This window comes from Haloferax sp. ATB1 (assembly GCF_000730175.1).
On the sequence record NZ_JPES01000057.1, the window covers coordinates 1 to 19,367 of the forward strand.

Annotated in this window: 24 protein-coding genes and 1 pseudogene; 19 read left to right on the forward strand and 6 right to left on the reverse strand. The window is 62.4% G+C overall.

From position 1 onward, the window contains the following. From ATB1_RS09290 to ATB1_RS09300, 4 genes and pseudogenes are all read right to left on the reverse strand, one after another. Positions 1–456, reverse strand: a pseudogene (locus tag ATB1_RS09290) (Lrp/AsnC family transcriptional regulator); the annotation flags it as partial. An 88-nt stretch (positions 457–544) separates the two neighbouring features. Then, a complete protein-coding gene (locus ATB1_RS21985) occupies positions 545–712 on the reverse strand; it encodes a hypothetical protein (RefSeq protein ID WP_157837732.1) in 168 nt (55 codons plus the stop codon). Between the two features lie 851 nt (positions 713–1,563). Beyond that, complete coding sequence (locus ATB1_RS09295) at positions 1,564–1,863, reverse strand: hypothetical protein (protein WP_042663454.1); 300 nt, start codon at positions 1,861–1,863, stop codon at positions 1,564–1,566. Next, positions 1,856–2,050: a hypothetical protein gene (locus ATB1_RS09300; RefSeq protein ID WP_042663455.1), complete on the reverse strand. Its 195-nt coding sequence runs from the start codon at positions 2,048–2,050 to the stop codon at positions 1,856–1,858. Before ATB1_RS09300 ends, ATB1_RS09295 begins: the two co-directional genes overlap by 8 nt. Positions 2,051–2,238: 188 nt before the next feature. On the opposite strand from ATB1_RS09300, the gene ATB1_RS09305 reads away from it, so the two are divergent. The 4 genes from ATB1_RS09305 to ATB1_RS09320 all read left to right on the forward strand — a co-directional run bounded on the left by ATB1_RS09305 (position 2,239) and on the right by ATB1_RS09320 (position 4,443). Next, positions 2,239–2,577, forward strand: a complete 339-nt coding sequence (locus ATB1_RS09305; RefSeq protein ID WP_042663456.1) for a DUF6516 family protein — start codon at positions 2,239–2,241, stop codon at positions 2,575–2,577. Between the two features lie 21 nt (positions 2,578–2,598). Next, positions 2,599–3,048 carry a hypothetical protein gene (locus ATB1_RS09310; protein ID WP_349674957.1) on the forward strand — a complete coding sequence of 150 codons (450 nt, stop codon included), beginning with the start codon at positions 2,599–2,601 and terminating at the stop codon, positions 3,046–3,048. Between the two features lie 386 nt (positions 3,049–3,434). Further along, positions 3,435–3,896 (forward strand): hypothetical protein, encoded by a 462-nt coding sequence (locus ATB1_RS09315; protein ID WP_241768165.1) that lies wholly within the window; start codon positions 3,435–3,437, stop codon positions 3,894–3,896. Between the two features lie 100 nt (positions 3,897–3,996). Further along, a complete protein-coding gene (locus ATB1_RS09320) occupies positions 3,997–4,443 on the forward strand; it encodes a hypothetical protein (RefSeq protein ID WP_042663458.1) in 447 nt (148 codons plus the stop codon). Between the two features lie 157 nt (positions 4,444–4,600). Here the strand turns inward: ATB1_RS09320 and ATB1_RS09325 are convergent, their stop codons facing one another. Then, the gene (locus ATB1_RS09325; protein ID WP_042663459.1) at positions 4,601–4,837 is read right to left on the reverse strand and encodes a hypothetical protein; all 237 of its coding nucleotides are present in this window, start codon (positions 4,835–4,837) and stop codon (positions 4,601–4,603) included. A gap of 169 nt (positions 4,838–5,006) precedes the next feature. On the opposite strand from ATB1_RS09325, the gene ATB1_RS21990 reads away from it, so the two are divergent. The 15 genes from ATB1_RS21990 to ATB1_RS21995 all read left to right on the forward strand — a co-directional run bounded on the left by ATB1_RS21990 (position 5,007) and on the right by ATB1_RS21995 (position 18,766). Beyond that, positions 5,007–5,150, forward strand: coding sequence for a hypothetical protein (locus ATB1_RS21990; protein ID WP_156037891.1), 144 nt, complete (start codon positions 5,007–5,009; stop codon positions 5,148–5,150). Then, complete coding sequence (locus ATB1_RS09330) at positions 5,143–5,538, forward strand: hypothetical protein (protein ID WP_042663460.1); 396 nt, start codon at positions 5,143–5,145, stop codon at positions 5,536–5,538. Before ATB1_RS21990 ends, ATB1_RS09330 begins: the two co-directional genes overlap by 8 nt. Then, positions 5,525–7,018, forward strand: coding sequence for a hypothetical protein (locus tag ATB1_RS09335; RefSeq protein WP_042663461.1), 1,494 nt, complete (start codon positions 5,525–5,527; stop codon positions 7,016–7,018). Before ATB1_RS09330 ends, ATB1_RS09335 begins: the two co-directional genes overlap by 14 nt. 6 nt (positions 7,019–7,024) lie before the next feature. Further along, entirely contained in the window at positions 7,025–7,519 is a 495-nt protein-coding gene (locus ATB1_RS09340; RefSeq protein WP_241768166.1) for a hypothetical protein, read from the forward strand. Between the two features lie 63 nt (positions 7,520–7,582). Next, positions 7,583–7,939, forward strand: a complete 357-nt coding sequence (locus ATB1_RS09345; protein ID WP_042663462.1) for a hypothetical protein — start codon at positions 7,583–7,585, stop codon at positions 7,937–7,939. Next, positions 7,936–8,463 carry a hypothetical protein gene (locus ATB1_RS09350; protein ID WP_042663463.1) on the forward strand — a complete coding sequence of 176 codons (528 nt, stop codon included), beginning with the start codon at positions 7,936–7,938 and terminating at the stop codon, positions 8,461–8,463. Before ATB1_RS09345 ends, ATB1_RS09350 begins: the two co-directional genes overlap by 4 nt. Further along, on the forward strand, positions 8,460–8,735 hold the full coding sequence (locus ATB1_RS09355; RefSeq protein WP_042663464.1) for a hypothetical protein: 276 nt from the start codon (positions 8,460–8,462) through the stop codon (positions 8,733–8,735). Before ATB1_RS09350 ends, ATB1_RS09355 begins: the two co-directional genes overlap by 4 nt. Before the next feature lie 54 nt (positions 8,736–8,789). After that, a complete protein-coding gene (locus ATB1_RS09360; RefSeq protein ID WP_042663465.1) occupies positions 8,790–9,212 on the forward strand; it encodes a hypothetical protein in 423 nt (140 codons plus the stop codon). A 12-nt stretch (positions 9,213–9,224) separates the two neighbouring features. Beyond that, positions 9,225–11,009, forward strand: a complete 1,785-nt coding sequence (locus ATB1_RS09365; RefSeq protein WP_042663466.1) for a hypothetical protein — start codon at positions 9,225–9,227, stop codon at positions 11,007–11,009. After that, on the forward strand, positions 11,002–11,781 hold the full coding sequence (locus tag ATB1_RS09370) for a hypothetical protein (RefSeq protein ID WP_042663467.1): 780 nt from the start codon (positions 11,002–11,004) through the stop codon (positions 11,779–11,781). Before ATB1_RS09365 ends, ATB1_RS09370 begins: the two co-directional genes overlap by 8 nt. 1 nt (position 11,782) lies before the next feature. After that, the gene (locus ATB1_RS09375) at positions 11,783–13,309 is read left to right on the forward strand and encodes a hypothetical protein (protein ID WP_241768167.1); all 1,527 of its coding nucleotides are present in this window, start codon (positions 11,783–11,785) and stop codon (positions 13,307–13,309) included. Between the two features lie 108 nt (positions 13,310–13,417). Further along, a complete protein-coding gene (locus ATB1_RS09380; RefSeq protein WP_042663468.1) occupies positions 13,418–16,087 on the forward strand; it encodes a hypothetical protein in 2,670 nt (889 codons plus the stop codon). Then, a complete protein-coding gene (locus tag ATB1_RS09385; protein ID WP_042663469.1) occupies positions 16,084–16,398 on the forward strand; it encodes a hypothetical protein in 315 nt (104 codons plus the stop codon). The genes ATB1_RS09380 and ATB1_RS09385 overlap by 4 nt, the downstream gene beginning before the upstream one ends. Next, on the forward strand, positions 16,395–18,311 hold the full coding sequence (locus ATB1_RS09390; RefSeq protein ID WP_042663470.1) for a minichromosome maintenance protein MCM: 1,917 nt from the start codon (positions 16,395–16,397) through the stop codon (positions 18,309–18,311). Before ATB1_RS09385 ends, ATB1_RS09390 begins: the two co-directional genes overlap by 4 nt. Positions 18,312–18,526: 215 nt before the next feature. After that, the gene (locus ATB1_RS21995) at positions 18,527–18,766 is read left to right on the forward strand and encodes a hypothetical protein (protein WP_206742055.1); all 240 of its coding nucleotides are present in this window, start codon (positions 18,527–18,529) and stop codon (positions 18,764–18,766) included. An 11-nt stretch (positions 18,767–18,777) separates the two neighbouring features. On the opposite strand, the gene ATB1_RS09400 is transcribed toward ATB1_RS21995, so the two are convergent. Beyond that, entirely contained in the window at positions 18,778–19,296 is a 519-nt protein-coding gene (locus tag ATB1_RS09400; protein ID WP_042663472.1) for a hypothetical protein, read from the reverse strand. Between the last annotated feature and the right edge of the window lie 71 nt (positions 19,297–19,367).

Below are 19,367 nucleotides of genomic sequence, written 5' to 3' on the forward strand. Positions count from 1 at the left end.
CGAGAACTCGTGCGGCTGCGGGAGGAGGAACTTCCGTAGGCCCGAGACCGCGGTCTTCGAGTCCTGACCGCGCATCGTCCGCGCGCGGACACCGCGCTTCTGTCGGCGCTCGTGTGCCTCCGCTTCCGAGCAGGCGTAGAAATGGTCCTCGCGAACGTCCTTCCGGATATGCGTGCCGCCACAGAAGCGACACTCGCCGGTCGGCTCCAGGTCGCAGGTCCATTCGTGGTCGAGCGCGGCCTCTTCCGTTTCGAAAGTCCGCTGGCAGTATCGACAGGCAGCGACGAACTCCGGCATCTCGAATTCGACATCGACCGACTCGTCGTCGACGGTCGAACCGGGCTCATACCCATTGTCGACAGCGGACTCGACGGTGTCCCCGTCGTTCGACGTGACGAGGTCTGCGTCGTCGAGGACGGAGAACTCCGCGATGACCTTGCCGCCGTCCTCGGTCATCAGCGGTCCACCTCGACGAGGTCGTATCCACAGCGCTCACAGCGAAATCGGACCTCGCTCTCGTGACCGCACGCGGGACAGTCGACGGTCACGCGCAACCACCCCCGAACCGGAGACCTTCGTCTCCGGGGTTGAGTTGTGGGATGGTGAAGGAATCAGTAGAAGCCGTCGAGAGGAGATTTAACTCGTGGTTCCGGTGGACGAGATCGGCGGGCACGAAGGCGTCAACGTCGAATACTTCCTCTCGGGCGATCATTTTGCTGGAGATATCGATGTGGGGGGTACTTAATCGGTGATGAGGGCTGTCCGAATTGGCCGAATCAAGTGTCTGTACACCCACAATTTCTCCCGGAACAACACGTTCGAATCGCAATTGAATCGCGGATGCATGGGGTCGAACCGAAGCACAGTCGTTTCACGACGCAATCGAACGAACCCACAGTTCGAGTCGAGAGGCTCCACAACTGGCAGTAGCGACGAAAGCGAGGGTGTTCAGAACGCGTCGAACCAGCGCACACAGATGCTGCGTCACACCCGAAATTGGGACGCAATCGCGTTCTGAAATCCCCCGATACACCCCACTTTTGTTGGGGTGTACCGGCGATTCGGGTGTTTGAGGGGATCGATTCGACCCACTCAGGTGCCCGTGTGAGCGGTGACTAGGTACTTGTTGGTGAAGCTACAAAGCCGAGAGAGGGCGCTCTAACCCACAAATCGAGGGATTGGGATTCGTTTTGAATGTGGGGCCCTCGTTTTCCCCGGCGAATTTCTACACCCATGGTCGGGAATTATCGGGTACACCCTTGCGGGAACTTGGCGTCCATGTACACCCGTGAATTCCGGGGGTGTAGCATCCCTCAACCCGAAATCAGTGTTTGAAAAGGGTGTAGAAAATCCGACTCCAAGATCATGAACACCGATGATAGATACTGTGTCTAACGAGAGCTATGAATCAGTTCCACTGGTGGCCAGCGTAGGGAGACGATCGACCTTCCATTCAACAACTCGAACAACAACATCGGTGCTGCTGCACCGTAGCCTCTGAGATTGATCTCCTCCCGCGTTGAGTCGCGAGGATACCGCTGGATTGAGATACTTAATAGATTGTCAGAAACCGTATCGCTTGTGGGCATCGTCGATTGGTAGTATTTCGAGGACGCGAACCTCTTTTTCGTCTTCCAAGACGGTGTAAATCGCTGTGTAGGTCCGTGAGACGTGCATACGGAACCGATCACGTCGCCCGTCGATGGGCAACTTCTCTTTATCCCCGCGTCCTCGCCCTGGATATGGGTTCTCGCTCAGGTATCCCAGCTTCTCCTTGCAAATTCGTGTCGTCTTCTCATCGACGACACTCAAGAACTCGCGTGGTTGATCAGCAAGAAGAACAGCGTAGTCGTCCTCAGACATCCTCGAGGGAGGTTAGATCATCACTGTCTGCGTCCTCCAGCTCTTGGAAGCGCTTTTCGAGGTCTTCACGACGACGACTTTGGGCAAGCTCCTTGAGGAGATCGTCGTATGTCTGCCCCGGCTTTTTCAGTTCGTGAAGTTCTTCCCGAGTCTCTTCGGTCACCGGGATTCGTTTGTCAGCGGACATGCGTTGTAAGGACGTATCGCCTTGACAGTATTAACCGTTTTGTCACTCACGACTCGACGAGTCGATACCGTTCGAGCGCACCGAGATACCGACGGCGGGTCGCCTTCGATCTCGGCACGGTGATGTGCCCTTGGCACCCAGACCAATGGCTAGAGTTATGCCATTGGTCCACGTACCAATAGCTGAGGATGGCCTCGCTGGCCGACGACGACCTTGATGGTGTGAGCAGAGGGGAGAAATACCCCGACGGAACTGTGGTTCGAGTGTTCTGCATGCGAACCTCAGATGATGCATACCCATCTGGGTGGGCCTACAAGCTCCACTACGGTGCGATACAACCAGACTCTGAACGCACTCTCAAGGATGGAACGATTCGCCGGTACGATAACTCACACGAAGACACAAAAGGCCACGAACTCCACGTCGCGCCGAACCCTGACCCAGAGATCATTGAGTTCCCCGGAATCGTCGAACTCTGGAAGCGGTTCTGGAGCGAGATACCGAAATCGGAGTTCGAACTTAAGTGAGGCCATCCGAGGGAGGTCCCAATGTCAGATACTGTGCCACCGCTGCACCCGATGGAACGCGAACTACTCGAAGCCGAATCGACACTCGTCGTTACAGTAAAATCGGATCGAGAGTTCAAAGAGGACGTTACCGAGAGTCTCACCGCTCTCGCAGATGGCGACTCTGTAGACTCCACACCGACGATTTCATTCACAAGCTATGATGACCTGATGGCTACGCTAACCCCGCGAACGCTTGACCTCATCAAAGCTATCCGTCGGGAAGAACCATCCAGCATCAACGAGACGGCCCGCGTAGTCAACCGTGACGTGAAGAACGTCCACGAAGAACTCAACCGTCTCGCTCGATTGGGTGTCATCTTCTTCGAGCAAGAGGGTCAGAGTAAGCGACCAGTCGTCTGGTTTGATGAGTTAGTCATTAACCTTCCATTCGACATGGAGAACAACGACACAGCCGCAGCAGCGTCGTGAGACTACGGCTCAACGAATCGATACCGAGTCCCCCGCGTCGCCCCCTTTTGTTTGATGAGTCGGTCCCGTTCGAGCGCACCGAGATACCGACGGCGGGTCGCCTTCGATTTTGGTACGGAGATATGTGCCTCGTACGCTGCGTGATGAGGTAGACGAGACCTCACCGTAGCGCTTGACGATGTCGTAGCGGAGTCGCTTGTGCGTCGATAATCGACTGCGATGGACACCGGAAGCCTTCAGGAAAACTATCACGAGGCAGTCAGTATTGCTGAAGAACAGTATCTGGTGTTTTTGCAGTAGCGAAGTGGGTTATCCACGGGCATGTCCCGAGGGAAGTACTCCCTGCCGAAATAGCCAACTACGAGCCGCGAGTGGATTCGCTCACGATGTCGGTCGAATCGTACGGTCCCACTCGCCCAGACCCGCTGACTCGATTCATGGCCGCCTGCCAAAGTGCTGGTATCGCCGCCATCGCATCTCCAACGGTCGGGAGCGCGTCGATCCTCGCCGTGAGTGCCGTCACCCACTGGACACCGAGTGAGCTACTGGGTGGGAATGCGCAAGCTCTGTTGTTGCTGTTCGTGTGTGCAATTGCGGTCGGCTTCATCGCGGGGTCGTACTGGCCGGTGGTTGATGGCCACCCACAGAAACGCGAACACGAGCTGTACTGGGTTCGAAAGCGGTTCACCATGTGTCTCTTTGGCGGCCTCGGGTGTTACGGTGTGTTCTCGCTCATGTTCGTCGTGACGGTCACGGATCTCCTGCAGAATATGGTCGGCCTTGGCGCGGCGATTCTCGTGTGTACCTATTTGTACGCGTACTCCACGGACCGACGTGGGGTGAGGTGAGCCGTCGCATCGATACTGAATAGAGCGTTCATTCCGGTGGATTTCACCTCGGGACCCGAATCCACATTACCGAGTAGCGACTATTCTGTACGACCTACTCATGGACGATGACCCCATATTTCGTGAAGTGCAACGGTTTCGCCAGCCATGGCTCTGGGCACTTCTTGGAGGGATTGCACTTCTCATGGTCGTTTCTGGACCCATCTCCTGGGTTGGACTAATTGTCATCGTACCGGTTGCTGGACTCGTCTATAGTCTTCGCCTCCAGACAGAGGTGAGAGTTGACGGTGTCTATTTCAAAATGTGGCCTCTTCACCGGTCATTCCGTCGAATCACGTGGATGGAGATTGAGCACTACGAGTCCAAGCAGTACAAACCACTACGTGAGTTTGGGGGCTGGGGGATCCGGTGGGCACCTGGGAAGATGGCATACAACGTGAGTGGCAGTCAGGGTATCTGGATCGAACGAACGGATGGGCGTTCAGTCCTCCTCGGGTCACAACACGCCGAAGAGTTCGTCAAGGCTATCGATGAGGCAACACAGTAGCTCGTTTGAGCCGATATCCTGACTATGACCGACGCGATGGCGGAAATTCGCTCAGATAGCGTGTGCTGATTCGGCCCCTGTTGCACGAATGTTCTGTCAAAACCGGATGTTAACAGAGTCCGCTGAATGAATGTCGATCCCGTACTGATCTCTCAGTCTACACCGACCGCGTCGAACCCGCGCCATCAACCCGGTAAATCTTCGCGACACACTGCTCCTCCAGCACCTCAGGAACATCCACATCGCCGCCGAACACGGCGTACTCGACGCCGGCTTCGATCTGCGGCGGCGAAATCACGATGCCGTTCCCTGACCGATATGCCGACCGCTTATCGGCGTTCAACAGCGCTTGCAGGACTTCGATTCGCTCGGCGTCTGTTTCGGTGACTGCCATGGACGAACCTGCTGTACCAATCTAGATAATAATCTTGGTGAGATGACCTGTCTTGACGGCGCGAGACGGCCCCCAACGATTCCCGACAGGTCCGGATTTTCAGCGTCTTATCGTGTCTTCTAGCGTTTCTTGAATCGTCGGCGACGCCGAACGAGGTCGCCGGCGAACCATGACTGAGGGAGCTGACCGAACTCCGACTGGAGTTCACGGAGAAATCGTCGAGTACCGACGCTCGGAGGTCGAAGAGTGGGAGTCGCTCTTCGCGTCCGACGAAGCAACCATCGAGGCGACGGAGGACCCGCTCGATGGGTGACGTAGCAGTCACCGCGAACGGCCACACCCATGCGATGGCCGTGGCCGACCTCGAGGGAGACATCGAAGTCGACGTGGACGCGGCCACCGACCCACGCGTCCGACTCCCGACCGACGTGTGCGTGTCCTACGTCGAGGACAGCCTCGAAACCGACGGTGGAGTGAGCGCACACACCCGGAGTCGCGTCGACGGCTACGGTCTCGCCGGCAAGACCCGAGACTACGCGATGGCGGGAGCGATACTGCTCGCGTCGGTCGCGGGGTGGCTCTGGGCATCGGCGGGGGGTGGCATGCAGTTCGCCGCGCTCGTCACCGCGAGTGCCGCCGCCGGACTCGGCGTCATCGCCTACCGGTCCGCCGCAGCGGGGGTGAGCCATGTCGGGGAGTAGTCGCCTGTTCTCGCTTCTGTCGGTCGCGATGGCCGTCCTCCTGTTGACCACGCCGGCCGCAGCCGCCGACGCATCCTCTGAGATCAATTTCTCGGCGGACGCGACGCCGAACCCGCAGTACGGCGTCCAACTCACGAAGGCGACGCACAACGCCTCGTGGGACTCGCCGCTTCGCTACGAGAACAACGACGGTGAGCTCGTCCTCGCGGCCGCCGAGGTGAACGACTCGATCGACAACCCGTACTCGTTCTACCCGACGCACGTCGACGCCGCGGACTTCGGCGCGTTCCCGGTCGACAAGGAGAACGTCTCCGCACTCGACGCGAACGAGTGGAGCGTCAACGAGTCCAACACGATGGGAACGACGACGCTCATGTCCGACTCGCCGGCGTCCGGCGTCGACGGCGTGCGGTTCTCGACGGCCTCGCAGACGAGCGGCGATGTGGCAGTCTTCGAGTTCTCGAACTTCTCTATCGACAGCGACATCCAGAAGAAGCATCTCGCGACCGCCGTCGACGTCGCCGAACTCGACGCCGGCGCGGTCGTCGAACTTCGCGCGGTCGATGACGACGGCGACTACTACGCAGCCGAAATCAACGCGTCTCGCACGTCCGGCTCGAACCTCATCGCGAACGCGACCGGCTCGGGCTACGTCTTCCAAGAACAGATGGGTCAGATGGACCTCGTCACCGCGGGAGACGGCTCCGTCGGGACGCTCGAATCGGTGCAGGTCGTCGTCCGCGACGGCGACGCGGACGTGACGATGTCGATGCTGAACCTCGAGAAGCTCTCGAAGTACAAGCTCGGCACGCGCCTTGAGAATACGGACGACGACGACGAACTCGAGACAGTCGACGTGTACGAGAAGAACGCCTCGGGAACGCTCGCGGTGAACGAGCTCTCCTCGCTCGGTTCGTGGGCGAATTCGGCGGACATCAAGGGGCTGACCTTCGACGCGAACTTCACGGCCGAGCGACTCGACGCCGAGGACGTCGACGTCGAGTTCAAAGAGACCGGCAACAAGTACCCCGGCTACTTCGGGACCGTCACGGTCCAGTACCGGATGGCGCTGCCGGACGTGTACGACCTCGACTACCAGTTCCCGGCACTCACCGACGAGCAGTCGGTGACGCGTGACCGCGTCCTCTCGGTCGAACTCGCCGAGGGCGTCTCGGAATCGACCGCGTTCGAAGACATCGAGTCGTGGACAGACAAGACGGCGCTGTACACGTCGTTGAACGCGTCGGTCACGCTCGACGACACCGTCCAGCCCGGACAGGACACGGTCATCAAGTACGAGTACAAGGTGACCGAGGACCAGTACGACGCGATGCAGCCGTCGGCGCTCGGCGGCGCAGGCTTCTCGTCGGGCGACGGCGGCTGGTTCTCGTTCCTCTCTGGCTTTACGAACTGGATCGCTGCCGGCCTCGCGACCATCGCCGCGACTGTCGGCATCGCATCGAAGCGCTCGGGGGCCTGAGCGGTGGTGAACGCGCCTGACGCCTCTGGGGGCAGTTCGTCGTCGAGCGGGTCGAGCGGGCCGCGTCTGGACGGCGCGCGGAGTTACATCGACTTCGCCGACCGATTCGACAACTTCGGTCAGGCGTTCATCGCGACCGTGAGTGGCATCGCCGTCTTCGCCGGGTCGGCGGTCATCGCACTCGGAGAGTCGGTCGTCAACCTCCCCGTCACGCTGTTGGACGCCTTCGGCATCGGTGGCGAGGCGTGGGTGTTCGCGCTGACTCGTGACCCGGCGGAGTTCGTCTCGGCGTCGTTCCAATCGGCGGCGGATTCGCTCCTGACCGGACCGTTCGCCGAACTCGGGCCGTTCCTCCCGTGGATTGCGGCCGTCGTCGCCATCGGCGTGGTCATGATCCTGACGTGGTATCTCGACCGCCGCGACTCGGACGTGCCGGGCCTGGGCATCGACCTGCCGGTCATCGGAAACGACGAAGACGGCGACTTCACCGACGAGGAGTGATGACGGTGGGTCAGCAACGCGACCGCGGCGCGGTCGGCTCCCGACGACACCTGGGGGTGACTCATGTCGGGAACTGATGCCGAGCAGTACGTCGCGGACGACGGCTCAATCCGAGTCAAACGACTCGTCGGAACGCTTCTCGCGGCGGCCGTGACGCTCTTCGGTTCGGTCCAAATCGAACTGTTGTCGGTACTGGTGAGCGCACAGGTCGCGCTCATCGACTTCGTCGGGCGGTTTCTGACGGCGTTCGTCTCGAACGCGCTCGGCGAGAGCGCGGGACTCGTAGCCGACAGCTGGCGAGCAGCGGCAATCGCGGCGGTCGAGTTCGGCCCGTTTGCGCCGGTGCTGTTGGCCCTCGAAGCGGTCGCCGTGCTCGTCATCGTCGCGACCGTCTGGGACCTTCGGAGGGTCGTCTCGTGAACGCGCCGGACACCGGCGGCGAGACCTACAACAACTCCGGCGCGCCTTCCGGTCCCGACCAGACGACGGGTACTGACACCGAGAGCGACGACGGCGGCCTCAGCGTCTTGGGCACGCTCACGTCGTTCTCCGACAACCCGGACCAACTCGAGTCGTTCCTGAAGGCTCCGGCGACGTTCATCGTGACGACCATCGGGACGTGGGTCGTGACGAACGTCTTTCTCCGGCCCGCTGAGTTCGCGTTCGAGACCGTCGACTGGGCGGTCGCGACGATGACCACCGTGATGGAGTCGGCTTTCGGAACGGCCGGTGAGAGCGCGTGGAAGGGGCTCACGCCAGTTCTAGAGGTTCCGACGATGTTCCGCAACCTCCTCGCCGGCCCGCTGATGGACGCCGGCCTCGCCGCCCCGATTGCCGGTGGGTTCGCGTCGGCGCTGTTGGCGGCGGTCACGACGCTCGTCGTCTATCTGGTCGTCCGGATCATCGTCGACGCGGTCCCCGGTCTCGGAGGGTTGCTCCCGTGAGTGACGACCAACAGAACCCGCTCGAACGAGGCGCAGCGGTTCTCGGGAGTGTCCTCGCCGGTGCGGTGCTCTACCTCAAGTCGTTCGTGACGCTCGACCCGACGTTCCTGCTCTCGGGCGACTGGTACGGTATCGCGTCGCTGTTCACGCGATTCATCGGTCCTGAACTGCTCCCAGCGCTGCCGTGGAACGCGCTGTTCTTCGCGGCGGCGCTCGGGATGCTCGCGGTTTCGCTGTTCAAACTTAGGAGTTCACGAAATGCAACGAAGTAACACGCAGACGACGAACCGAACGGAAACTGAACCGACGTCGACGGAGGCGGGTCGATGAACGTCCTCGAACTGCTGACGTCGAACTGGCTGGCCGTCCTCGGCGGCCTCGCAGCGCTGGTACTCGTCGGCTTCGCGTGGGCGGAGTTCGAAGACGAGAAGACCGCCACAGAAGTCGGTGCCGGCGTTGGAGCGCGTTCCAAGCGTGCCATCGGCGGCGGGGTCGGATTCCTCTCGGCGCTCACCGTGGGCGTCCTCGGCGGGCTCTACGAGGCTGGGATGTCGCTGGGTGACCTCGGTGCCGCGCTGGGTGACCTCTTCGTCAACGCGCCGGAACTCATCTCGGGCATCATCGTCGGCGTGGTTGGTACCGCCGGTCTCTCTGGGGTCGTCCCGCTATCGACGATTCAGTTCGTCGGTATCGCCATCGTCGCGCTCGGTATCGGCGGCATCGTGGGCCTCCGACGGGGGACGTTCTGAGGTGCGTCTCGCATGAGGCGACCCGTGAGGCTCGCGCTGCTGGCGCTGGTGCTGGTCGCGCTGTTGGTTCCGGTCGGTGCGGTCGCACAGTCCAACGAAACGGTGACTGAGACGGACTCGGGGCTCACCCTCGAACAGTTGAACGAGCGCGGGCAGAAGCCGGCGAACGCGCCCGACTCGGTTCGAGCGAGCGGAAGCTTCGGGCAGTACGGCGTGAAGTCGCTCCCAACGGGACTGCTAGTCATCGAAGGTGAGGACTCGCCGATGTGGTCGTTCATGAGTCCCGGCGAGACGGTCCGACGCAACTACGTCCGACTCGAGTCCCGCCGCGCCTTCGGCGTCGAACCCGAGAACGTGACCGTTCGCATCGCCTACTGGAAGGCGGGCACCGTCTCGAAGGAACTGTCGGACGGGACCGTCGTCGAGGAGGAAGTCGCGAAGAACGTCACCACACACTCCCAGAAGGTCACCGTCTCGGCGGGCTACTCGAAGCCGATTCGAATCGACCTGCTACCGCACTACGACGACCGGGTTCGGACGACGATGTGCGTCGAAGAGCCCGGAGAACCGAACTGTCTCGCCAACCCCGGCGCGAAGCGCTGGATGTTCTACCACGCCTCGACGAAGGCGGCGAAGCCCATCGAGACGAACTCGGAAGGGTCGCGGCTGGCGTGGTCGATCGGCCTCATCGCGTTCCCCTTTGCCGGCTTCACGTCGGTGACGCTGTTCGTCGGTCGCCGCGCGGTCGAGAAGGCCCGTGGGAATCCCGGTATCTCGCTTCTAGCGTGGATACTGGCGCTCATCGGCATCGGCACCGCGATGGTCGTGTTCTGGCGGCAGGTCTCGTCGTCACTCATCCGCGCGCCGTGGATGCTCGGCGTCATCGGGGGCATTTTCCTCGGCATCCTCGCGACCGAGTGGTTCGGTGACGACAGCTATCTCGCGCTCTTCGTCCGCCTCCGGGCGAAAGACGGGATGGACTCGATGGTCCGTCAGGCCGCGCCGCAGGACGGAAACAACCGCCCCGACCCGCTCGCGGACGACATCGCGACCGACGGCGGGTCGCAGGCCCGACAGCCGGTCGACATGGACGCCGTTCCCGGCCGACTCATCGCCGACGTCTACCCACAGCGGATGGTCCGCGGCCCGGACGGCATTCGGTCGGCGGTGAAACGCGGACTAGCGCGGTTCTACGCCCGCGCTCGGGGCGCTCGAGCGGACATGGCAACGAACGGCCGGCCGCAAACGTCTATCGAGGTGAACGGCGGCCCCTACGAGGAGCTGTTCTTCCTCGACCCTGAGTCCCAGAGGCCGGTCGAGTACGAACCCGAACGCCACGAGATTCGCTTCCCCGAACTCATCGCTCGCGACGAGGAGGGCCGACTCGACGTGAACGCGAAGGCGATTCTCGGCGGTGTGGCCGCGCTTGGCGCGTCGTGGCTCCTCGGAAGCGTTCTCCTCGATTCGCCGTCGCTCGGTCTTCTCATCGGTGGGGGCGTCCTCTTCGCGACGAAGGTGATGCGCCCGGTCTCCGGTCGTTTCGGCGTCGACCTCGCGCCAGTCCACTACGGCAATGCGCTCGCGGCGATGCTGCAGCACGCCGACCAGATTGGGAACGTGAAGTCGTGGGAGACGCTGTTCGACCGCTACCACTCCGAGCGCGCCGAGAACAAGGCGGAAAACAAAGCACTCTCTGACCGCGCAGAGGCGTCGCAGATGGACACCGTTGCTCGTCGCTACCTCGGCGACGACCATGGTGCGCAGGCGGGCATGGACGGAGGACGGCCCGATGAGTAGCACCTACCGCCGGGCCGACTCGGCTGACACCGAAGACGTGCCGCGCCGTGCGCTGGCGAAGCTCTCGGCAGACCAGCGCGACGCCTTCCAGCGACTGCTCGATGGGTTCGAGTCGCGGTCGGGCGTGCTCCGGTGGATGTCAGAAGTCACCGTCCACACGCTTGGCGCGCTTGAGGACGACTGGTTCGCGGCCGTCGTCTCCTCGCCGGGGTCGATGTCGGCGCTCCTCGGTGAGCCGTGGGGGCCGCTTCGAGACGCCGACGAACCGTTCTCGGCCGCAACCGCTGACGAGATACGGCGGTCGATGGCCGTGATGGACCTCTTACCGGCCATTCGCCGTTCCCACCATGAGTTCCGGTGGTCGGCGAAGGACTACCTCGGAACCGACGAGGACGGCGATATCCCGGACGCACGAGCACAGCTCCACCCGGCGATGCGGCCCGAACTCGGCACGCTCCAGTCGCGGATGTCGGGGCTCCTCGACGAACTGCTCCAGGGCTTCCGCGACGAGGACGCGTTCGTCGAGTGGGGACAGGAAGTCGTCCAGGCGAGTTACGCCGAAGTCGACGCCGCGGTCATCGAGGCCGCGTACTTCGAGCTCCCGGTGCGTCGGCTCTTGCTCTCGGACGACCCTCGCGGTCTGTTCTTCCGCGAGTCGTGGGCAGCGGAGTTCTTCCTCGCCGGGTTCAACGCGAGCGTCCGACAGGTGTCGGGCCGCGCCGCGGAGGTCCCGAGTCAGCCGAATACGGAGCGATTCGTTCCGAGTGGATAACATGGTCACGAACAACGCCACCCCGCCTGCGGGGCACGATTGGGGTGAGCGGACCCGACAAGCGGTCGCTCACTCCGCACCGAAGCATTGGAAGACGGACGCCTACGAGATGCGGCAGAAGTTCGGCATCCCGGCGTTCAAGCCGGACGACTACGTCCCCGAGCCGGGACAGGTGAAGTCGGGCGTGTATCCCGACCTCGTCGTCCACGAGCGGGACCCGACCGTCACGACGACGCCGCGCGGAACTGACGCCTTCATCAAGGGCGACCGCGGGTCGGGGAAGTCGACAAAGGCCGCGTCGCTCGCGATTCGGCTGTTGGAGGACTTCCCGTTCGTCGACGAGATGAACGCGAACAAGGTCATCTGGCGCGGGTCGCCCGCGCGGTCCGAGTGGCTTCGGCTCAAGGACTGGGCGACGGTCTGGCTCCCAGAGCACGCCAGCATCGAAGCGACGTGGGAAGACGAGGACGCGGGTCGCTACGACGCCGACATCGAAGCCGTCGCTCGCAACGCTCGGTACTACCACGACGTACTCGACCTCGTCGACCAACTCGCCGAACAGAAGCCGGGGACGTTCAACGTCGTCTACCCGGACCCGAGTTTCAGCGGCTGTCGCGAACTCACAGAGGAGACCCAGCGCGTCGGTGAGCCGCTTCCGTTCGTCCCGACGTGGGAGGCCGACCCGTCCGAAGGCCGCCACGCGACGCCGCTGACCGACTGGTGGTTCGCGTTCATCCTCGCCCGCACGGAACACGGCACGCACGTCGGCTGGACCGCGCTCATCTTCGACGAGGTCGGCGACTTCGTCCCGCAGTCGGCGCGGAACTCGCCGGGCAGACGCCTCTGGGACAAGATCGAACTCCTGCGGTCGCTGTGGGCCGAGTCGCGGCGGGCGCGCTTCTCGCAGTTCTACTTCGGCCACTACGAGGAGAACGTCCACGAGAAGATTCGCCGCGAGTTCAAGTGGCGGATCCAGATGCCGGATGGCTCGCCGAATCCGGTCAAGAACGTCCGCGGAACGTGGCCGCTCGGCTTCGACAACATCCCCATGACGAGCGACCTCACGTCGGGACTCCCCATCGGAACCGGCCTGTGCTACAACACGGCGAAGTTCAGCTACTTCGGCTGGAAAGACGTCGCCGAAGCGCCGGAAGACGAGACTCGGTGGCTTCGCGTCCGACTCGGCGCACCAACACAGCTCCCGTCGACGGCGATGGCGACCGAGGCTGACGCGCCAGCTGAACCGGAGTTCGACGACTCGGTGTTCGCGTCGTGGCAGAACCAGGTTGACCACCGCCTCTACGTCCGCGATCCGGGGTCGGGATGGATTTCGGTCGCGACCGGCGCGGTCGGCGATGAGCTCGTCTCTCCGGTTGAGGGTATGACCTTCGACGAACCAGTCGTCGAAGACGGGGAGGTCGTGGTCAGGATGCGCCGGAACGACGAGCAGTCAGTCGTCGTCGCTCGGCTGCCGTCGACGTCGCAGTCGTTTAAGTCAGCCACCGGTTCCGGAGGTGAGACCGCGTGATGCGGATTCGCCGGAAACTGTCGGCTTTTCTGACACGCCTCCCGCGCGCGTATTATGATCATGATTGGGATAAACCCCCCCGGGGCCGATTTTGGGGGCCCCCACCGAATGGTCTCGGTCCTGTTGGTCGCGATGATTCTGGTCTCAGTGCTGACGCCGTTTATTGGCGTCGCGGCGGCCGTACCGAGTGGACTCGTCGGTGTTCCCGACGCGAACGTCTCCGAGGATTTCCCGGTCGGTACGGAGCCGTCGCTTCGGGCGACCGACCTCGAAGGCTCGGTGATGGCATCGGACCACGCCGAGTCGCTCGAAGTCATCGCGACGACGCCCGGTCGTGCGTCGGGGTACGTGAACGGGACGACCGTCGGCGGCGGCGACGTCGTGTTAGTTCTCCGCGACGAAACGCACTCGACGGGGCGGACGGTCGGCATCGACGCGGGTGCGCTTCGCGAAGCGCTCGGCTACACGCCCGAGCGAATCTACGGAGCACACGACGACGGTACCGAGTGGTCCGCACCTGTCCGGTACGAGGGCGGCCTGCTGTTGTTCGACGTCGCGCACTTCTCGTCGAACGTGGTGACGTTCTCGGGGACGGTTCAGATAGCGGCCACACCTGCAACTGACGGGTCGACGTTCTCGTACGACCTCTCGGAGTCAGATGCCGTGTCGGACTACAACATCACGGTCGCCGGACACGACTCGGCGGAAAACGACACGGAGTCGGGGGCGGTCGCCCTCGGCGGCTCGTCAGCCCTCTCGATTTCGAGTGATCGAGACCCACTCGGACACGACTCACCGACGCCGGTTCTGAACGTGACCGGCACGAGCGAAATCGCGTCGAACGGGACCGACACGTCAGGTTCCTCCGGCTCGATTACGTACTATCAAACCGACCACCCGGTCTCGTCGATGCGGGAGGTTCGCGTCGATGTCACCGACCGATGGGACGACACCTACGGGAACGTCGGCTACACGTTGGATCTCTACGTCGATGGAACACTCATTGACTCTCGCTCGGGCAACACGGAGACATGGGGCGGGCCGTACGCCTCGGCAGCGGAGACGTTCAGCGTCTCCCGAGCGTCGTGGGACACGATGCGAGTCGAATGGACGTTCGACAAGTCCTCCGGGGGAATCAAGGATATCTCTATCGAGTCGATGGCTCCGCAAAACGCGACCGTCACGACCGACGATGGTGTGACCGCAGAACTCGGTGATCTCTCTGTCGGCGAAACAAAGACAGTTTCATTCCCTGTTTCTGCCTCCTCGGACGAGTTCTCGCTGTCTGGCGACGGTGACGGTGGAGTAGACTGGACACTAGCGTACCGCGAGGTACTGGAAACGAGCAACGTCACCGTCTCGGTCAACGGAAACGACACATCGTATCCGGGGACGCTCGCGGACGGCGAGACTGCCACACTTCCGACAAACGTGTCGTGGGTCGCCGACGGAACGAACACCGTCACGGTCTCGGTTGGAGACAACTCGATTTCAGCGGATGCACCGGCTCCGTCGGTGGGGCTGCAGTACTCGCACACGTCGACGGATGAGAGGACCGTGTCGTACGAGTCGTCGAAACTCACCGAATCGTACAACGTCACTCGAACGTATTCGACCGACCGGACCGACGCGAGGTTGGTCATCCCCTTCTCGGGGAACGTCGCATACATCGGGAACGTGGAGACACGACTGAACGGTGGGCCGTGGTCTTCCGTCTCTCCGGGTGACTACTCGCTCGACGGAACGACGCTCACCGTCGGGTTAGGCTCCATTTCGGGTGGTGACACCGTCACGGTCCGAACGACCGGTGACAGAATTTCGGTCGTGAACGGGTCGTTGACCGTAACCGAGACGACGCCGATGGGGGAGCGACTCGATTCGGAAATCAGACTCGACTCGTGGGCGAACGACTCCTACATCTCGCTTGGTGGGTCGCCGGATGAAGACCGACTCCACTACACGTACAACGAATCGTTTGGCGACTCCGAGTACGACGAGGTAACCGCGACCGGCTACCACCGGCTTCATCTCCCGAGCGCGTCGGACGCGTCGACGTTCCGTCTCTCGACGGTTCCCGTCCGGGTGGACGTGGCGACCGGCGAAGCTCGCTTCCGGGTCACGAGTCCGTCGACGACGGAGCCCAAACTCTCGATTCGACCGGGAGTACACACCGGCGACGGGGTGGCTTACGAATTCCTGTCGCCGTCGGCTGGCGATACGTATCTCCTCTACTCCACAACCACCGGCACGCAGCGTGATTCCGCAGTTGCGGGTGAGACAGTCGTCTTGGCTGACGACGACTCGGGTGAGATTCTTCACATCCGGAAGTCGTCGGAGTCGTCCACTGCGTCGGGCGGAAGTGGGTTCTTCGCCGGTGGTGGCGGAGCCGTCACGAACACCGCCGCGGACTACATTCCCGCGATGCCGGTGTTGAACCCCGGACTGGTGGCCGCACTCGTGTTGGTCATCATCGCTGGAGCCATCGCGTACACCGAGCGCCGGATGTCCTCGACGCGGTCGACGCCGGTGTACGAACGGCCGCTCGTCCTCTTGGCGCTCGTCGTCGCTGGCTTCGTCGGTGTGTTGCTCATTTCGCCGGAGTCCATCACGGCCCCGGTTCAATCGGCGCTCGACACCGCGCTTCCACTCGCGTCGGTCCTCGGCGTGTTGCTCGTCGTCGGTGGCCTCGGGTACTGGTGGTACACGCGGCGGCAAGCACGGATTGTCGAGGCGAAGACCCCGGAGAACGTCTTTCGAATCGGTGGTGACGACAAGTGACCGACCCCATCCGAGCGACGCTGGAAACGGCGTTCGCGGCCTTCGGTATCGAGGGCGTCTCGGTGATGGGACTGCTCGCCCTGCTGGTCGCTGTGAGCTACGTTCACAAGGCCTCAAAAGCGGGATCGCTCGTCGCCGGTGTCGCGTCGACGGCCGCACACGATGCGAAAGTGGTCGCCCTCACGCTCGCCGGCCTGCTGGTCGTCGGGGTCGTCTCGCTCAACGTCGGCCGCGGCCGTGAGATCGTCTCGATGGCGATCGAGCGGGCGCTGTCGTTCGACTGGACATCGCTCCTCGGGGTGGTCGGATGAACTACGAGGCGCGACTCGAGGAGGTCCTCAACGCGGTCGCGATTGACGACATCTACGAGTTGGCCAATGACTATCCGGAGGAAACGCGCCTCGAACTCGATTGGCGAGCTATCGCGCGGTGTGAGGCCGAGCGCGACGATTCGAACCTCTCGCTGGCGTCCGCCTCGGGCATCGCGAGCGATCTCGTCGCCCGTCCGGAGACGACGCTGGAACGGCTCGAAGACACCGTCCGCGAGTTCGACGTGCCCGGACGTGAGAAACCGATGGCGCGAGCCTCGGTCTCGGTCGTGAACCTTCCGGACGACGCGACGTTCGACGTCGGAGGGTTCTCCCCCGAAGACTGGATTGGGCGACTGCTGGCGCTTGAGGGGCAGATTACGAAGCGGACCGCGGTCAACCCGATGGTCGAGAAGGCGGCGTTCGAATGCCTCCGGTGCGGGACGATGACCTATATCCCGCAACACGGCTTCGGGGCGCTCCAAGAGCCGCACCGCTGTCAGGGATGCGAGATACAGGGGCCGTTCCGACTGAACGAGACGCAGTCTGAGTGGACGAACTACCAGAAGATTCGCCTACAGGAGCCACCCGAGAACGCCCGCGGCGAGACCGAGCACATCGACATCCATCTCACCGGAGATTTGGCGGGTGACCCGCGAGTCGAAGGTGGGACGCGGACGACCTTCTTCGGCCGCCTGAATCCGGTGTACACCGGTGACGTGGTGTTCGAGAAGGACCTCGTCGGGACGGGATACACGGTCGAACAGGGTGGCTTCGAGGCTGCCGATCTCTCCGAGTACGAAGCGGTAATCGATGAAGTCGCAACAGCGCCGAACACGTTCGAACTCCTCATCGATTCGTTCGCGCCGTCACACCAAGGCCACCGACACGTCAAGGAGGCACTGGTGCTCCAGCAGTTCGGTGGCTGGGCGCGAACAGGAAGAGACGGCGCCCACCACCGCGGCGACTCGCACATGTTTCTCCTCGGTGACCCGGGGACCGGGAAGACGTTGCTCCTCGAGGCGGCCTACGAGGTCGCACCGCGCGGCGCACTCACCGATGGGACTGGCTCGTCGAGCGCCGGCCTCACGGCCTCGATCGTGAAAGACTCGTTCTCGTCCGAGCAGTTCAGCATCGAAGCGGGGACGCTGGTTCGTGCGAACAAAGGAATCGCCGTCGTCGACGAACTCGACAAGGGCGAGACGAGTGACCTCGACGCGCTTCACACCGCGCTCGAATCTCAGCAGGTACACGTCTCGAAGGCGGGGAAGAATGCGATGCTCCCGGCCGAAACGTCGCTCCTCGCGGCGGGGAACCCGACGGGCGGGCACTTCGACCCGTCGAAGGATATCGCCGACCAAGTCGAGCTGAAGTCGCCACTCCTCTCTCGGTTCGACCTCATCTTCACGATTCGCTCGGAGGAAGACGAAGCGAAGATTCGAGATATTTCCGAGAAGATGGTGAGCTCTCGGAATCGTGCTGGTCGGCGCGCACTCGGAGAAGACATCGACGAAGACGACTCGGGTCCATCGGTTCGACTCAATCGCGACGAGTTCACCGCCTACATCACGGCCGCGAAGCAGGTCCAGCCAGTCGTTCGTGACCCGGCAGTCGCCCGTGAGATACGCGAGTGGTTCGTCGAGACGAAAACGTCGCTGCCGGAACGATACGTGACTGCGATGGGCGAACAGGAGTACGACGGGCCACCGCTGCCGATTACGGCGCGGAAGCTCGACGCGCTGCAGCGGCTTTCGGAGGCATCGGCGCGGATACGACTGTCTGAAACGGTCGAGATGGTCGACGTCGAGCGCGCGAAGCCGCTCATCGAACGGTCGCTAGCCGATATCGGGATTGCGCCGGCGGATAACTCGTCGTTCGAGACGGCGACGACCGAAGCTGCAGAAGTTGGGATCTGAGTGTCTCTTTGCGGCGAGTGGTTGTGTCAGTAATCAGCCGTGTATTCCGGAATGACATCGTCGAAGAGCCGGCTACAGCACTCCCAGAGGAGCTTTGGCGGCGATGACGCTTCGAAGGTCGCTTTCTCATGGTGTGGAGACTCCATTGAGGCCGTTCGGTATTGGAAGTGCGTTGGTCCGAGATCGTCATGATCGTCGTCTTGATGCCACCCACAATGGAACTCGAGATTCGGGTCAGCGTAATCGACTCTGAACTCGTCGTGCGGCGGTGTGAGTTTCCAATGGACCTCAATCGTCGGTGCCTCGGGTCCAGTTGGCGGGACGAGGCGAACTGGATCGACTTCAGCAGCAAGATACCGCTTCTGGATTGCGTCAGGTTCGTACCAGACAGACACAACCTCGGATTGTCGTTCCAGTACGTCTTTGAGTACCCGGTAGACCTCGGGATTTTCTGATCCGGGGCCTCTCATGCCGAGGCGGAACGTCCCTGTCCCGGGAATCGATCATAGAGACGAAGTGCGTCCTCGACGAGTCGAGACCGCGTCTCGAGGTGCTCCCAGTCGCGAGCGGCCTGGCGGCGTTCGCGCTGGTCTTCTTCGTCTGTTGCCTGGCGTAGGCTCGCTCGCAATTCGTTGGGCGTCTCGACGTCGTACTCTGTCTTCCACGAGCGAATTTGGTCGTTCATCTCTTCGAGGCTCGCGGCGAGCTGGTCGGGCGAGTGCGCCTCGTAGAGTTCGCGCATCTCGCTGAGGTACTGGTTGATCGGGTCAGGTTCGTAGGTGGTCTGTTGGCCGCGTGTATCAGCGATTAGTTTGCCATCGTCTGCGAGCCGCGAGAGATACTTGCTCGCCGTTTCGTGGGCAACCTCGGCCTCAGACGCGATCCAGTTCGCAGTCTGCGGTTCACTCACAGTAAGTGCGACCGCTTCAACACGCTCGGCGGCCGACAGGCCGTCTGTCCATCGTCGGTTCGACTCGTCGCTCATAGCCGAAACTACAGCCCGAATGTAGAAATATATTGGGTCGATTCAGATTATTCTAATGGATGCGCGTTAGT

What these genes read in the sequence shown, in the direction of transcription:
- ATB1_RS21985 (WP_157837732.1), bottom strand. Translation starts at nt 712, where the DNA reads ATGATCGCCCGAGAGGAAGTATTCGACGTTGACGCCTTCGTGCCCGCC.
- ATB1_RS09295 (WP_042663454.1), bottom strand. Translation starts at nt 1,863, where the DNA reads ATGTCTGAGGACGACTACGCTGTTCTTCTTGCTGATCAACCACGCGAG.
- ATB1_RS09300 (WP_042663455.1), bottom strand. Translation starts at nt 2,050, where the DNA reads ATGTCCGCTGACAAACGAATCCCGGTGACCGAAGAGACTCGGGAAGAA.
- ATB1_RS09305 (WP_042663456.1), top strand. Translation starts at nt 2,239, where the DNA reads ATGGCCTCGCTGGCCGACGACGACCTTGATGGTGTGAGCAGAGGGGAG.
- ATB1_RS09310 (WP_349674957.1), top strand. Translation starts at nt 2,599, where the DNA reads ATGTCAGATACTGTGCCACCGCTGCACCCGATGGAACGCGAACTACTC.
- ATB1_RS09315 (WP_241768165.1), top strand. Translation starts at nt 3,435, where the DNA reads ATGTCGGTCGAATCGTACGGTCCCACTCGCCCAGACCCGCTGACTCGA.
- ATB1_RS09320 (WP_042663458.1), top strand. Translation starts at nt 3,997, where the DNA reads ATGGACGATGACCCCATATTTCGTGAAGTGCAACGGTTTCGCCAGCCA.
- ATB1_RS09325 (WP_042663459.1), bottom strand. Translation starts at nt 4,837, where the DNA reads ATGGCAGTCACCGAAACAGACGCCGAGCGAATCGAAGTCCTGCAAGCG.
- ATB1_RS21990 (WP_156037891.1), top strand. Translation starts at nt 5,007, where the DNA reads ATGACTGAGGGAGCTGACCGAACTCCGACTGGAGTTCACGGAGAAATC.
- ATB1_RS09330 (WP_042663460.1), top strand. Translation starts at nt 5,143, where the DNA reads ATGGGTGACGTAGCAGTCACCGCGAACGGCCACACCCATGCGATGGCC.
- ATB1_RS09335 (WP_042663461.1), top strand. Translation starts at nt 5,525, where the DNA reads ATGTCGGGGAGTAGTCGCCTGTTCTCGCTTCTGTCGGTCGCGATGGCC.
- ATB1_RS09345 (WP_042663462.1), top strand. Translation starts at nt 7,583, where the DNA reads ATGTCGGGAACTGATGCCGAGCAGTACGTCGCGGACGACGGCTCAATC.
- ATB1_RS09360 (WP_042663465.1), top strand. Translation starts at nt 8,790, where the DNA reads ATGAACGTCCTCGAACTGCTGACGTCGAACTGGCTGGCCGTCCTCGGC.
- ATB1_RS09365 (WP_042663466.1), top strand. Translation starts at nt 9,225, where the DNA reads ATGAGGCGACCCGTGAGGCTCGCGCTGCTGGCGCTGGTGCTGGTCGCG.
- ATB1_RS09370 (WP_042663467.1), top strand. Translation starts at nt 11,002, where the DNA reads ATGAGTAGCACCTACCGCCGGGCCGACTCGGCTGACACCGAAGACGTG.
- ATB1_RS09375 (WP_241768167.1), top strand. Translation starts at nt 11,783, where the DNA reads ATGGTCACGAACAACGCCACCCCGCCTGCGGGGCACGATTGGGGTGAG.
- ATB1_RS09380 (WP_042663468.1), top strand. Translation starts at nt 13,418, where the DNA reads ATGGTCTCGGTCCTGTTGGTCGCGATGATTCTGGTCTCAGTGCTGACG.
- ATB1_RS09390 (WP_042663470.1), top strand. Translation starts at nt 16,395, where the DNA reads ATGAACTACGAGGCGCGACTCGAGGAGGTCCTCAACGCGGTCGCGATT.
- ATB1_RS21995 (WP_206742055.1), top strand. Translation starts at nt 18,527, where the DNA reads ATGGAACTCGAGATTCGGGTCAGCGTAATCGACTCTGAACTCGTCGTG.
- ATB1_RS09400 (WP_042663472.1), bottom strand. Translation starts at nt 19,296, where the DNA reads ATGAGCGACGAGTCGAACCGACGATGGACAGACGGCCTGTCGGCCGCC.